Raw genomic sequence first — 14,786 nt, 5'->3', positions numbered from 1 at the left:
TCTATTTACTCCCCCCGTTTTTAGGGCGTGTTGTCGGGCAATACGGCGTTAAGGTAATCGTCTGGCTGTAATAGCTCCCCGGCGGCCCCCAGGGAGTACTCAATAAAAGGCTCGGGGAGAAATCCCAGAGCCAAGGTGATCAGTGCGAGGAGTGCGACAGGCAGCAGCCGCTGTAAGCGCTCTGCGCCACTGAGGCTGTACAAATTCTTGCACTGTTCCCGGGGGTGCGCTTTCCAGAAGGCCTCCGCCCATATTTTGCTCATGGAAAATAAGGTCAGCGCCCCGGTAATCAGTGCCACAGCGGCGACGATATAGGCGGCCTGATCCAGACTCGCCTTGACCAGCAGTAGCTTTGCCCAGAACCCGGACAGCGGTGGGAATCCGGCCAGGCTAAATGCAGCAATAAAAAAGAGTGCAGAGAGGAGTGGACTGGCGCGATATAGACCTCCGATTTCATTGAGTTCATAGCTGCCGGTGAGGCGCTGGGCGGTACCACTGATCAGGAATAAATTCGTTTTTGCCACAATATTGTGGATCATATAGAAAACAGAACCAGCCAGCGCCAAAGGGCTGTTGAGTGCCAGCCCTAAAATCAGAAATCCAATCTGACTGATAATATGAAATGCCAGTATCTTGCGAAACTCATACTGTGCCGCCGCGCCCAGCACCCCGGTCAGCATGGTGAGTAATGCTGCTCCCAATAAAATATTCCGGGTAAATTCCAAGTCATTGGGGAAAATTAAAGTAAAGGTGCGAATCAGCGCGTAGACCCCGACTTTGGTTAAGAGGCCGGCAAATACAGCGGTTACCGCCACCGGTGGCGCATGGTATGAGGCCGGCAGCCAAAAGAACAGGGGGAATATTGCCGCCTTGATGCCAAAGGCACAGATAAATATAACCGCCAATGTGGCAATAGCGACGGGATTTTGTACCTCGGCCAGGGAAATATGCAGCTGTGCCATATTCAGGGTGCCGGTGAGGCCATAGAGCAAGCCGATAGAGGTCAGCATCAACAGTGTGGACACCAGATTTAACGCCACATATTTAATCCCGCCATCCAGCTGTATCTTCTCCCCTCCCAGCACCAGCAGGGCAAAAGAGGCAATCAGCATGACCTCAAACCACACATACAGATTGAAGATATCGCCGGTGATAAAGCTGCCGCAGACACCGGCCAATAACAGCTGAAAAAAACTGTGAAAGCCCAACTTAACCCGCTTCTCATCGATATCTGAAACTGCAAAGAGTGCGACACACAGGCCGACAATAGCGCTGATCAGCAGCATGATCGCACTGAGCCGATCGGCGACCAAGGTGATGCCATAGGGGGCCTGCCAGTCTCCCATCTGCCCGGCCTGGGGACCGTGAAGCTCCACCCAAACCAGGATAACAATACTGGTGCACAGTGCGGCGAGACATCCCAATATGGAAATGGCAGCGCTGACATAGCGACGGCCGCGAGCGGCAAAGGCGAGTAATGCCGTGGTAATGGGAATTAAAAATGGCAGGGCCAATAACCAGCTCAAGGGGCTTGTTTCCTCTTGGTCGGTACTGGTTCGGCAATGCGCATACTGTCCACATCCAGTGTGCCCAGCTCGCGGTAAGCCTGCGCGATTAGGGCCAGGGCAAAGGCCAGCAGGCCAAAGCCAATCACGATGGCGGTGAGGATCAGGGCCTGGGGCAGGGGATTGGCGACAATAATTTGCGGGGCCTCCTCTCCTTTGGGCACCAGTGGCGGGGAGGCGCGCGTTAAGCGCCCGGCGATAAAAATTGTCAAGTTGGCGGCATTGCTGATCAGCACCAGACCAAATAGATAGTGCAGCAGGTGGCGGGCCAGCATAAGGTATACGCCAGTAGCGAGTAGAATACCGACGACAACGGCGAGGGGCGCTTCCATATCAGCAGGCCTCTTCCAGGGCAAAAATCAGAGTGAGTACGGCTCCGAGTACAGTCAGGTAGACACCAATATCAAAAAATAAAACATTGCTGATAACAATTCCGCCCGTTGTCTTGCTCCCGAACAGGGTAAACCACTGCCCGGAAAAGGGTCCATCCCCATAAAATAATGCCATTAACCCGGAGAGCCCGGCGATAGCCACACCGCAGGCGGCCAGTGTCCCGGGCGCTACGCGCAAAGCGCTCTGCGCCGCTTCCACGCCCCAGGCGATAGCAAATAAGGCAAAGGCAGAGGCGGCAATTAATCCGGCAATAAATCCCCCGCCCGGATAATTGTGTCCGCGCAACAGCATATAAACGGAAAAGAGTAAAATCAGCGCTACCAGCACCCGGGTAGCCGTTTGTAGAATAATAGAATTCACTGCTTGCCCCGTTTTAAATGGTGACCGAGTAAAATCACCGCAGCAATAGCTGCGGTAAATACCACAATGATTTCCCCGAAGGTATCCAGTGCGCGAAAGTCCACCAGAATCACATTGACGATATTGCGGCCATGGGCTTCCGGTACTGCCGCCGCCTTGTAATACTCGCTTACCGGGCTCTCGAAGGGAGTTTGCAGAACCACCAAAATGCTCAGGGTAAATAAAATACCAACGGCGCTACCCAGCAGGGCATCTCTGGGGCGAAAGCCCACTTTTTTATCGGGGCTAAATACCGGCAGGCGCGGGAGTATCGCGGCAATTAACACCAGATACAGGGTTTCCACCAGAATTTGAGTAATCGCCACATCCGGTGCGCCAAAAAACAGGTAAATTAATGCGATACCAACACCTAAAGCACCGAGCGCACAGATAGCGGTCAATGGCCTGCGGGCAATGCCGGCGGCAAAGGTGCCGCCAATAGTGAGTAGTATGGCGGCCCACTCCTTGAGATTTAGGTTCGGCTGGGTAAGCTCCAGGGAGAAGTGTTTTGTATGTATAAAGGCATAAATTAGGGCCAGTGAGAGGGTAATAAAAATAACACTGAGATAGCGCCGCATAATGCCGTGTTGCAATAGGCGTGTTTGCAGTGCGGCAAAAGATTTGAGCAGTGCCAATGATTTATCCCAGAGTAAATCGGCACTGGTGGGGGCATAGCTAAAGTCCCAATCCAACCAGGTGCGAATACGCTTGAGGTTGAGATACATAATGACCCCGAGCACAAAGGTAAGGATGCTCATCAGTAGCGGAATATTAATGCCGTGCCAGAGTTTCAGATCGATAGTTTCCGGCAGCCCGAGTATTGCCGTCAGCGCAGGTTCCACCAGTCCACCACCGAGCAGATCCGGCGCCAAACCAAAGGTCAGGCCAAAGGCGCTCAAGACCAGCGGACTTATCCACAGGCCGGGCGGCGCCCGCTGAATACGGCTGGTATCGCCGGGGGCTGGGCCAAAGAAGGGTTTGATGGCCACCATACCGGCCACGGTCACGGTCACCGCATTGGCAAAGATGGCCGCAGTACCCACCAGAGCCGGCTCTGAAGCCACCGCCAATGCACCCTCATATTTCAATTCTTTGCCGATAAAACCCAGAAACGGTGGAAACCCAGCCATGGACAGTGCGGAGGCCAGAGCTGCAACAAATGTCAAAGGCAGCAGTTTGGCCAGGCCGCGCAGCTGGGTTAAATCCCGGCTACCGGTCTGCCGATCGATAATACCCACCACCATAAACAGCGCGGCTTTGTAGAAAGAGTGCACCAGTAAAAAAGTAATAGCCGCAGCGACGGCCGCTGAAGCATCGGAGCCCAGGAACATGGTAATGGTGCCCAGAGCGATAACCGTGGTGTAGGCGAGGGCCAGTTTTAGATCCGTCTGACGCAGAGCGGCCACGGCCGCCACAGCGGCGGTGGCGATACCGGTGCAGGTTAAAATCCACTCCCAATAGTCGGTGTGTGCCAGTACCGGGTGCAAGCGGGCGAGCAGATAAATACCCGCCTTAACCATGGTGGCAGAGTGCAGGTAGGCACTGACCGGTGTGGGGGCCGCCATGGCATTGGGCAGCCAAAAGTGGAATGGCAACTGTGCCGATTTGGAAAATGCCCCGACAAGCACCAGTAGCAAAATAGGTAGGTACAGTGAGCTGGATTTAACCTGTTGCGCCTTGCTGAGCAGCACCTCCAGGTCATAGCTGCCGACAACCTGCCCCAATAGCAGGAAGGCGGTGAGAAGGCACAGCCCCCCCAGCGCGGTCACCAGAAGAGCCTGCAATGCTGAGCGCCGGGCCACAGCGCTGGTGTGATTGAAGCCGATCAGGAGATAGCTGGCAAGTGTCGTAATCTCCCAAAACACAAATAAAGTGATCAGATCGGATGCCAAGACCAAACCTAGCATGCCGATCATAAAGAGATACAGGTAGAAGAAAAAACGCCGCAACAGGGGATTGCCGCGCAAATACTCCGCTGCATAAATGGTGATAAAAAAGCCGATGCCACTGATTAATAGGGCAAATAAGAAGCTCAGGCCATCGATATAAAAGCGCAAAGATACCCCCAGTTGGGGGACCCAGCTACAGCCAAAGGAAAGTTCTCTGCCGGCGGAAATATCCGGCAGGTGATAGAGCAGTGCCAGGGCAATCATGGCCGGAGGAATCGGCGCAAGCAGAGCAATCACTCTGCCCGGCGTTTCTCCCTCTGTATCGCGACTTTCGTTGTCGCCAGCTGATTCCATTAGGTTATTCCAAATAAAATGGATAGCTTGATTGCAAGCGTTAGCGGCTTAATAGTTTAGGGTAAATTTTCTATCTTAGTGATTGGATAAAATTGCTCTATGATTTTTAGTTTTTTTCAGCTGAGTGTTAAGGGGACCTCTGCTTTATCTTGTTGCTGCACTATTGGCAGGCCGAACTACAGTGCAGTCAGGTTGCCCCAGGGCAGAAGATAAGTATTTTTATCCCCGCTTGTGAGGGCTGCTGTAATCAATGGCCGGCCCTACAGGTACTATCTGAGTTGGATTGATGGATTTATGGCTGAAATAGTAGTGGCGTTTGATATGGTGGAAATTGACTGTTTCCGCCACCTGGGGCCACTGGTATAGCTCGCGAACATAATTGCGCAGATGGGGAAAATCCTCCAGGCGTTGCCGGTTGCATTTAAAATGACCGTGATAGACGCAATCAAAGCGGATAAGCGTGGTGAACAGGCGCCAGTCGGCCTCGGTAATCTTGTCGCCTACCAGGTAGCGCTGTTTGCCTAAGCGTGCTTCTACCTTATCCAGAGCGCCAAATAAATCTTGGTAAGCCTCTTCATAAGCGGATTGTGTGGTGGCGAAACCGCTGCGATAGACGCCGTTATTAATGTTTTCATAAACTAACTGATTGATGCTCTCAATTGCCGCTCTTTTCTCTTTGGGGAAAAAGTCTTGTGTGTCGCCGGTAATGGTATTGAACGCGCTATTGAACATACGAATAATTTCGGCGGATTCGTTGCTGACGATACAATCTTGTTGCTTGTCCCACAGTACCGGTACAGTGACGCGACCGGAGTAATCGGTTTTATTGCGGGTGTAAACCTGATGCATAAAGTCATAGCCGAAAAGTGCGTCGCCACTGCTGCCCTCACGGGAGTTAAAGCTCCAGCCCTGATCGAGCATATCCGGGCTCACAATAGAGAGGCTGATATGGGCTTCCAGCTTTTTCAATTTGCGAAAAATCAGGGTGCGATGAGCCCAGGGGCAGGCCAGGGATACGTACAAGTGGTAGCGCCCGGGCTCCGCCTTAAAGCCACCGACACCGCTGGGGCCGGTGCTGCCATCGGCAGTTATCCAGTTGCGCAATTGCGTCGCTTCCCGCTTAAATGCGCCACCTGAATCTTTAGTGTCATACCACTGGTCGTGCCACTGGCCATCGATTAACAATCCCATGTCTTACTCCTAAGTAGCGCTTACCTTACGTAAACTTTCCGCTGGATTGAGTGTGTGTTTTTTAGTGTCCGTATTGAAATATCTGGCGCCAAGGGTTAATTGCCGCCAGATTTATAGGGGGCAGAATCTAGGGCGTCGCTGGAGATATTGACAGGTGTGGATAAAGTGGCCGTATTCATTGTGTCGCCTTGTAAACTGGGGATTTATCGCTACAGCCGGACAGCGGCTGTGGATAACAGGCAGTTTACAGAGGCTCGCCAGAATGAAAATTGGTTAAATTTGCTCAAAGCTTTCGAAAAAATCGAATAGTAGAGGTTTGGCCCTGGGCTCTGTGAGATAAGTAGCCCATTAAAAGTGATAGCCGATACCTACGGAGTAAACCCAGGGATCGACATCGACATCGACATTGATACGGGTGTAATCGTTATCTTCGTTGCGGAAGCGGATTTTTGCCTTGGTATCGATACTTAGGTACCAGATTGCCGCATTGAAGAGCCAGCGGCTCTCGCGCCCAAAGGCGACATCCACGCCGACCTCACCGCCCAGGCCCCAGGAGTTACTCAGGCTGAGTTTTGCCTGTGACTCTGCGTTGAGTACGGTGTCGAAATAATTTTGTGCCGTATGGCTGATATCCTCGTCGAAGAAATGGGTGTAATTAATACCCAGGCCAATATAGGGCTGCACCCAGGACTCGGTGCATACCGGGTACCACTGCAGGCTCAGGGTGGGAGGGAGCTGTTTGGTGTCCCCCAGTGAAACCCGCCCCAGCGGAGCGCCGGTATCCGGGTCCGGTAAGCCGCGCACATCCAGGTCGTGGCGGAAAGGTGCCGCTGCCAGCAGCTCCAGCCCCCAGTGATCTGCGAACAGCCAGGTGCCGGTGATACTGACGGAGTAGCCGCTATCCACATAAACCTGGGTGTAGTCTAAAGGAGTGCCATTTAAGCGCAGGCGATTTGAATCATCGTTGGGATCAACCCCTGCGGCACCGACGCGAACGATAAAGTCGCCTTTTTTATAGTCTGCCACGGCTGGATGGGTGAGCAGTAGGACGGTACAAAAAGCGATTGTCAGATTGATTCCTTTCATGTCCAACATTCCACAGGTGCGATAGAAAAGTAGGGTTGTAAACCGTGAGTGATAGGGATACCGCAATCTACTACCAGTGTAGATGTCTTGAGGCTAGGTGTTTGTAGTGAATAAGCGCTGTGGCGCGATATTTTATTGATAGTGCTTTCAAGGCGTTAGCCGGGAAAAAGTGCCTGGTTTCAAGTGTGGGTAATAGGGTGATTCAGTGGGTTTTCACTTACTGTTTACTTAGAGGAAAGAGCATACACCGCACTTGATACCCAGTGTGTGTACTTTTCTGGATAGGTAGAAAATATCACTACTTATAATCCTGAATACTAGGGGCTAGAGAGTCGGTGAATAATAGGCTTAAGATAATACGGCTCACAGGGCGTCTACCCTAGAAATCATCTGTCAATATGACGATGTCTTTATTGTCTCGCCCTAGGGCCGGTGGCGATCCTTATAAACGTAATTCGATTGCCTTAGTTTTCTTAAATATTCTTTGTAGTTTGTCGTAAATTTCTATCGAGCTGAATTTTTGCTTTTGAATTGCTCTGTGGGTTTAAGACTCGCCAGCTTTTCCAGATTTCAACCTATCAGATTCTTTTGTACTATTTTTAATAGTATTTGACGACTTCTAATAGCGCTATCAACTCTTTGTTTGTGGCTGTTTCTATTTCTGTGTCATTTTTCGGGAGGTGGAACATGGGTGCCAATAAATAGGCCTTGGCTGTGGGTGCTTGCGATTGCGATATGGTGGGCGGGGCTGGTGTGGTATGACGAACTAGGTGTAGATGTAAAATAGCTATAGAAATGTCTATTTTTTCAGGTTAAAGGTATTTTTTATCTCTATGTTTATAGATTTTATATAATGACGGTCCATTGAGTAGATTACACCATAAATAGTTTTGCATGCCGGCTAGTTGGTACGGATCGACAAAATGTTCCCATGTTGGCGAAAACCAAGTAACTAAAATTAGTTTGTTATTCCTGTCGCTGAAAAATATTAGTACAACTGTGTCTGCCTTTGTTGTTTCAAGGCGAAAATAAATAACTTCATATTCAAAAGTTATCTGCAGGATGTGATTTTGTCCATTTTTTATAGATAATGAGGTTGGGCAGGCCTGTTTTAAAATATAAGAGAGGGGTTCTTGGATGAATGTAGAGGGTTCTCAGTTAGCGGCTTATCCAGCAATGAAAGCGCATGGTTTCAGGGCTGTCGGAGATAACTCAGTGGGCTATTGCTTGCTTTCAGACTCTAGAGAGGGCTGCAAGGTTTATATTGTTGCAGCCATCGCCGAGAAGTTTGCCAGTTGGCTTACCAGAAGTGGCTACAAAGGGGCAGTGGTAATGTCTCGCCTTGCGCAGCTGCGCGCCACCACTGGTGGCTTGAAGAGCTGTAACAATACCAGTAATGCCTTTGAGTATATCGATATTATTGAGAATTTGCAGATCGGTTATAAGATTATTCAGCCCAGCGTGGATAACCGGCGTAGTGCTGTATATATCACCCGTATTGATTTTATCGATCATGCTGAAGGGGATATAACGCCGGGTTTGTATAATGTTGATTATAAAGCTACCAGGGATGAATGGGTGCTAGATAGGAAAGAACAAGCCCAAATCCGGCGTAGCAATATGGCCATTAATGGGAACTGTCGACATGCTGAAGTCGCAGCCAGAGATATTATGCCGGAGATGGTGAATGAGACCTATAAGGATGTCAGCAGCAGTCAGGGGATTAAAGACGAGGGATTTGGTTTGTTTTATAGTCCGCGTCCGCTCTACAGCGGGGACCAACACGGGAAGACCGCACAACATAACCAGGTTTCTTTTGAAGTGAGTGCCAATAAGTTGGATGGGCTGATGTTGGCGGCGCAAAAGGAAGGAAGAACTACCCAGTGGGTGATTCACGGTGATGGCTGCCATTTATTTCGCCAGACCTCACGGCGTTTGCGAGGGCAGACACTGGACAAGCATACGGTATTCTTTGCTGCCCCCAAGGGCAATTTTCAAACCTTGCTGCCATTGGTGTGGGGCGCGGGCTTAAAGCTTCATGAAGAAGTCTTTAAATACCATCCCCATGACTGTAGTCAACCTCTGAATCGGATTAACCCACGTATTTCTAAAGAGATAAGGAAGTTTGGCCGTGATTATAAGGGAATCGCAATGACGGCCTTAATGAATGCGCAAAGTTCCGTTGAAGCGGTGATAGGATATCTATTATTAGCATCTGCTGCGGCTGTTTTTATGTTTACGGTTGAGTTTGATGGTTGGATTGTGGGCTCTGGCGTCCTTGCTGTTGTTGTTGTCGTTATTGTCGCTATCTTTGCTATCATTACTGCTGCTACCGTTGTTGCCGTTGCAGTAGAAAAATTTCTGGAGTTAAGAAATATACTGGCTAGTTACGCCAATGATCCTATCTTGAATCCCCATATGTCCCCTTTTAAAAGCGCGATCGAGCTGTATGTTCTTGCAAGTTCAGAGAATCGTGCAAGGGGGGGATCATTCCTAGAATTGGTTAAGAGGTTGTGCAGGAAGACTGTACAGAGAGACTGTGCAGTGATAAAAAAACTGCTATTGTGGCCGTCCATTCACAAACGCTTACCGACCGCTTGGCAGGCCAGTAAGCTAAATATTTACGGCCCGGACTTTGAACGGGCGCCTTGGAAGGAACTTAATCTTTCTGGAATAAAGCTTAAGTTTAAAAACCCATCGCAAACCGAGATGTTTCTCAATAATATCAGGGTGCGGCAGATGGCTATCTACAAAAATCAATCCTATAGTCCTCCCTGGGATGGCGGTAGGACTAGGACACTATATAAGAGCGGCTGGGTCTATACTGACGGCCTGTCCGGTGATGGCGTTGTTGGGGGCGGTATCTTACAGATGATTGTTCAGTGGCGGGATTTAAAAAAATATGGTTTACAGAGCTTGTTTATTCCCGAACAGTTGGCAGTGATTTTACTGGATGACTTTGAGAAAGATTACGGAGAACGAAATAGGCAACTGCGCGAAGGCGATTATCTGGAGCCCTACAATCCGGAAGTTGATATTTGGTTGTACCCAAAAACTGTTGAAGAACTGAACCCAACGGAACACCGGGGTCTAACTTGTTATTCTTTTTCAATATGGCAGCCATTCGAAATGAAGAGATATACATGGGTTGCCGCTATTACCGATGAGCATCTCCTCGAGTTTTCCTATATGCCCAGTGCCAGCGGTGTACATCACCTGGCGGATGACAATAATTTTGCAGAGGTGGTGGAAAGAACGGTGCGGGAGTTTACTGAGAATCTTTATATTACCCTGACGCCAGATGCCGAAAGGCAGCGTCAGGCGGCTTTAAGTAAAGCCTCTAAACTGGCACAGCAGCGGGCTTAAACCTGGCCCAAAGTTTGTGTAGAGAAACTGTACGATGCTAAAAAAACTGCTACTGTGGCCACCCATTTACAAGCATCTGCGGGCCGCATGGCAGGCCAGCAAGCTAAATCTTTACGGCCCGGATTTTGAGAAAGCCCCCTGGAAGGAAATTGATCTTTCCGGGATCAAGCTCAAATTTAAAAATCCACCTCAAACCGAGATGTTTCCCAATGATATCTGGATGAAGCGGATAAATATCTACGACGATCAATCCTATAACCCCCCTGGGATGGCGGTAGGACTAAGATGCTATACAAGAGTGGCTGGGTCTATAGCGATGGTCTGTTCGGCGACGGGGTTGTGAGGGGCGGCACCCTGCAGATGATTATTCAGCGGCGGGATTTAAAAAATACGACCTGCAGAGCCTGTTTATTCCCGAGCAGCTTGCGATGATTTTACTGGATGATTTGACTAAACGCCATGTGCGATAAATCATTCTTACCAGGCGGGAAGCTAGTGTAGTGTATTAAATATATTGCTGATATATAATGTGAGCTTAATTTAGCGATTAAGTGAAGACCAATGCCAGCTCAAGTTGAAATCAATTTATCACCGGAAGAAAAAAAGCAGTTAGAAAAGAATATAAAAAGTCGAAAAATATCGGTGAGATTGGCTGAGCGGTCAAAGATTATTTTGCTCGCTGCCAAGCAGGTTCCCAACTACCAAATTGCGAAAAAGTTAAGCATTGATGTCAATACGGTGGGCCGATGGCGCAATCGTTTTGCAGAAAAGCGTCTGGCAGGTATAGAGAAGGATTTGCCCAGGGGGGCTAATCATGGCGGTAAGAATTCAGAAGAGCAGGCAAAACTCCGCTCGAAAATTATCAAGATGACGACAGGAAGTAAGCCAAAGGATGGGACACACTGGACAACGCGAGGCATGGCGAAAGTCTTAGGAATTAACCACTCTTTTGTCAGCAGGGTATGGCAGGAAGTGGGCCTTAAGCCTCATCTAACCGAAAAGTTCAAGGTGAGTAACGATCCTGCTTTTGAAGAAAAATTACGCGATGTTGTTGGCTTGTATATGTCACCGCCAGAAAATGCTGTTGTCTTTTGTGTGGATGAAAAAAGCTCGATTCAGGCCCTGGATCGGACACAGCCTGGACTACCCATGAAACCGGGGCGGTGTGGCACTATGACCCATGATTATAAACGTCACGGGACAAGCACTCTTTTTGCCGCCCTTAATACGCTGACTGGTGAGGTCATAGGTGAGTGTAGAAAGCGCCATCGTCATCAGGAGTTCTTAGGCTTTTTAAAGACCGTAGAAAAGCAAACACCTAAAGAACAGGATCTTCATCTTATCGTCGATAATTACGCGACTCACAAGCATGAAAATGTAAAGCGCTGGCTCAAGAGAAACAAACGAGTTCATCTTCATTTTATTCCGACCAGTTCATCCTGGCTAAATCTGGTAGAAAGATTTTTTGGATTACTCACAGAGAAGCAGTTGCGCCGAGGGGCATTCACCTCAGTCAAGGAGTTGGAAACGGCTATCGTGAAATTTATTGAAACACATAATGAAGCCAAGAAAGCTTTTGTGTGGACGAAATCTGCTGAGGAAATTTTATTGAAAGTGGAGCGTGCACGCCAAGCACTCTCAAATCAGCAATCTATTTAATACGGTACACTAGTATAAAAATAAAAATAAAAATAAAAATGAGGATCATGGGGATTTTATCAGGATTTGGGCTATCAATACTGGATAGATATTTATAGTCAAAGATATCTCCTTTGGTAGCCCCTTGGAAAATAAATAAAACAAAATAGATGTAGAAGAAGTGTGTTATTGCCCTTGCTGTATGTTCTTTTGTTGCGGCTGATATGGCTAATTTAAACATTGCTTTTTAATTCCGTGTTCTTCCGAATATCCATATGGTTTGATTTTTAGGTGCATTTAGAGTATCAGGTGATCGAGTGAGGCTCTGTCGGTGTTGGGTAGGGTCGGGAAGAAATACTGGCTTTTTGTGGAGACTGAGCGGCTATATCGGCGGGCCAGAGGTGGCTGTATAGATCTGTGCGCTGGCTGGGCCGGTGAGGATCTCTGGGGGGCAGCCATCGGTGAGATCCTCCAGGGTGGTAATATCCGGTTGGCGCCATCAATTACCCCTGTGGCCCTTGTTATTGGTACTGTGTTTTTCGCCAATCCACTGACAAAATATTAGGCTTTTTACGCAGACATTTGTTCAAGTAGATCTTCATCACTCTCATACCAATACTCATTGCCACGGCCAAAAGTACTGCTTGCAGTCGCCCTGATTGCGCGGAAATTATCTCGCCACTTGGTGAATTGAGTTTTTCCAACGGTAAAGGCAACGAAGGCTGTACCACCGACTTTAAGTGCAGGCCCAAGCTCTGTATTAGCCATAAGCGTGCCGATAGACTCGATCAAGGGTTCGGCTTGCTTTTGTAGTGCGCTAAAGCCACTTTTCTTTAACGCGGTTGGGCCGGCCCCGGCAGCTGTGGCCATTGCTCCGATGGTAGCCACTTCATACCAGGAATTGCGCCACGCAGCCGTTGTTTTGAAGTTTCGGGTGTTGATATTTTTATCTACATAAGTGAGGCCAACGACACCACAGAGCTTTTCAATTTTGTCGGGGCTTGCGCCAACAGGGTTGGATAGAAAAATTTTCTGTCCCGCCATTTTCATACGTAAGCCGCGCACAATCTCTTCATCTTTGGCCGCAAAACGGCTTAAAGAGGGCGCAGTTTGTAAGACTTCCAGTGAACGCTGAAAAGTTTTGGCCCCCTCACCATGTATCAACCAGTTGACCGACTCGCGGGCATCGGCCGCCTGTTGGATCAGGGAGGTCAGCCCATCGATCGAGGATAATTCACCGTGCTCCCCTTTACTAATCCAATAGAGGGAGTAGTGGTTGTCAACTTTGGCAATATCTTTGGGGAGTACTTCTTTTCCACCATAAGCCTTTTCAATATGCTTGATAAGCATTTTGCCCGCTGAATCATTTGAGGCAAATTTTCCACTTACAGCGGCATAGTGTGCGCCATTCCATTTGTGCCCAAGCGTCATTTTTTTCTTGGGTGCTCTATCTGTGGACCACTCATCAGCGACATTTCTGACACCATAGAGGCCTGTTCCCTGGCTTGCTGTATCGGAATGTAAAGCGTTATCGAAATGAAGCTTATTGATCAGCACATCGCCGTTGTCTATATAATACTCTATAGCCATACCGTTGCGGCGCAAATAGCGGATAGTTCCGGCACCATTGGCGCTTTGGCTGCTACCAGTATCGGCGTTGAGGCTAATGAGTGCCCGCATTAGTGTTGAGGAATAGTAATTGGTAGTTGCTTCCAACTTTACCTTTTCATACATTGGGTAGTGAGCATTATTGACATAGACGTCACGGCCTCGCTTTATTCCCATAGGGGCCATCTCAACTATTTTGGTCCAACCTGCTCTAAAGGCGGGCATAATATCTCCTTGTTACTGCGTCATAGGATACTAGAATTTACTGGGGTGTGAAGCTTGGTGGTGGAGTTCCCTTTTTAACGATAACAAAAGGATCTTCTCCATTTTCCTCATCGTTTTCACGGAATTCATGATAAACCCAAGGTTCTGGATTGCGGGTTTCACTAAATTTTGAATCTGGATGCTGTTGCAGAACCTCTCGCCTTCGCTGCTGCATAGCTGGGCTCAACTCTAAACTCAAGGTTGAGTAAATATCGCTCATTAAATGATTCATGGCGCTAATGCTATAGTTAGCTGGAGCATAACCAATGGCATTGAAGTAAATGTCAATAAAGTATTGGTCATCTAGCGGGGCGTATAGTTGTGAGCTATACATGGCTTCATTAAATGGATTTGCCAGGATCTCAGCGTCGCTACACTTTCGGTAGGCTTCACAATATAGCCAGTCAGTGCCATTTATTGTTTTTTCCTGCCAATTTACCGGGGTTAATCTGGGCCATGCATTAATATTTGCCGGACCATATTGGAAATATAGGTTTCTCAATATGACCTGCTCTAAATGGCTCGGATTAAAGCAGGTCATACTTTCCGGTAAATCATCTACCCGATATACCCGTATCGATAGGGTCAAGAGGCCATATTCGGTGGAAATCCAGGGCGGTCCATAAAAACCCCAGTTGCGCTTAATAATGGATTGGCCGGGCATTCTGCCCTCTTGATACCACTTGCCGCGGCTTAAATCGTCATAGGCATCTCGGTTATAGATATCGATGCGAGGGCCATAATACTGGTCATCAATCTCGGGAACACTATTAGGCGGTAATGAGATACTAAGGCGATTACCAGATAAGTTGGCAGAAAGTGTTTCAAGTTTGTCTCGATTGGGTACAAAGGGTTTTTTTCTAGAGGCAAAGAGGCGTTCAAACATAGACTTGGTGGTTCCTATCCACAACGCTAGCGCTTACTGGATTTCGGCTGCGCTATTATAGTGTCGACTATATTGGAAAGTGCAAACTATTTCGCGTTTTTATAGTGAAGAAGTTTTCATTTGAGGTACGTTCGTACAGTAAGCTCT

12 protein-coding genes are annotated in these 14,786 nt (G+C 48.5%); 4 read left to right on the top strand and 8 right to left on the bottom strand.

Going from position 1 to position 14,786, the window contains the following annotated elements; all coding sequences use genetic code 11:
* Positions 1-20: 20 nt before the first annotated feature.
* The 5 genes from ACJJIF_RS11440 to ACJJIF_RS11420 form a co-directional block, all read right to left on the bottom strand.
* Positions 21-1,526: a Na+/H+ antiporter subunit D gene (locus ACJJIF_RS11440; protein WP_444928477.1), complete on the bottom strand. Its 1,506-nt coding sequence runs from the start codon at positions 1,524-1,526 to the stop codon at positions 21-23.
* On the bottom strand, positions 1,523-1,897 hold the full coding sequence (locus ACJJIF_RS11435) for a Na+/H+ antiporter subunit C (RefSeq protein ID WP_444928476.1): 375 nt from the start codon (positions 1,895-1,897) through the stop codon (positions 1,523-1,525). The genes ACJJIF_RS11440 and ACJJIF_RS11435 overlap by 4 nt, the downstream gene beginning before the upstream one ends.
* Position 1,898: 1 nt before the next feature.
* Positions 1,899-2,318, bottom strand: a complete 420-nt coding sequence (locus ACJJIF_RS11430) for a Na+/H+ antiporter subunit B (RefSeq protein ID WP_444928475.1) — start codon at positions 2,316-2,318, stop codon at positions 1,899-1,901.
* The gene (mbhE, locus tag ACJJIF_RS11425) at positions 2,315-4,600 is read right to left on the bottom strand and encodes a hydrogen gas-evolving membrane-bound hydrogenase subunit E (RefSeq protein ID WP_444928474.1); all 2,286 of its coding nucleotides are present in this window, start codon (positions 4,598-4,600) and stop codon (positions 2,315-2,317) included. Before mbhE ends, ACJJIF_RS11430 begins: the two co-directional genes overlap by 4 nt.
* A 219-nt stretch (positions 4,601-4,819) precedes the next feature.
* A complete protein-coding gene (locus tag ACJJIF_RS11420; protein WP_444928473.1) occupies positions 4,820-5,791 on the bottom strand; it encodes a glutathione S-transferase family protein in 972 nt (323 codons plus the stop codon).
* 156 nt (positions 5,792-5,947) lie between these two features.
* Here ACJJIF_RS11420 and ACJJIF_RS11415 point away from each other — a divergent pair, with 156 nt between their 5' ends.
* Entirely contained in the window at positions 5,948-6,100 is a 153-nt protein-coding gene (locus tag ACJJIF_RS11415; RefSeq protein ID WP_444928472.1) for a hypothetical protein, read from the top strand.
* 39 nt (positions 6,101-6,139) lie between these two features.
* Here ACJJIF_RS11415 and ACJJIF_RS11410 read toward each other — a convergent pair whose 3' ends face one another.
* Complete coding sequence (locus ACJJIF_RS11410) at positions 6,140-6,877, bottom strand: OmpW/AlkL family protein (protein ID WP_444928471.1); 738 nt, start codon at positions 6,875-6,877, stop codon at positions 6,140-6,142.
* A 1,137-nt stretch (positions 6,878-8,014) separates the two neighbouring features.
* Between ACJJIF_RS11410 and ACJJIF_RS11405 the strand changes: the two genes are divergently transcribed.
* The 3 genes from ACJJIF_RS11405 (at position 8,015) to ACJJIF_RS11395 (ending at position 11,902) form a co-directional block, all read left to right on the top strand.
* Complete coding sequence (locus ACJJIF_RS11405) at positions 8,015-10,243, top strand: hypothetical protein (RefSeq protein ID WP_444928470.1); 2,229 nt, start codon at positions 8,015-8,017, stop codon at positions 10,241-10,243.
* Positions 10,244-10,277: 34 nt separating this feature from the next.
* Positions 10,278-10,586, top strand: coding sequence for a hypothetical protein (locus tag ACJJIF_RS11400; RefSeq protein WP_444928469.1), 309 nt, complete (start codon positions 10,278-10,280; stop codon positions 10,584-10,586).
* Between the two features lie 218 nt (positions 10,587-10,804).
* Complete coding sequence (locus tag ACJJIF_RS11395) at positions 10,805-11,902, top strand: IS630 family transposase (RefSeq protein ID WP_444928468.1); 1,098 nt, start codon at positions 10,805-10,807, stop codon at positions 11,900-11,902.
* 549 nt (positions 11,903-12,451) lie between these two features.
* Here the strand turns inward: ACJJIF_RS11395 and ACJJIF_RS11390 are convergent.
* Both ACJJIF_RS11390 and ACJJIF_RS11385 read right to left on the bottom strand, forming a co-directional pair.
* Positions 12,452-13,714 carry a hypothetical protein gene (locus tag ACJJIF_RS11390; protein WP_444928467.1) on the bottom strand — a complete coding sequence of 421 codons (1,263 nt, stop codon included), beginning with the start codon at positions 13,712-13,714 and terminating at the stop codon, positions 12,452-12,454.
* 37 nt (positions 13,715-13,751) lie between these two features.
* Entirely contained in the window at positions 13,752-14,639 is an 888-nt protein-coding gene (locus ACJJIF_RS11385; protein WP_444928466.1) for a hypothetical protein, read from the bottom strand.
* Positions 14,640-14,786: the final 147 nt, after the last annotated feature.

The organism is Microbulbifer regidiadema (SeqCode) (assembly GCF_052467605.1).
Note: the sequence above shows the minus strand (reverse complement) of the source record. Positions and strands in the feature narration are given on the sequence as shown.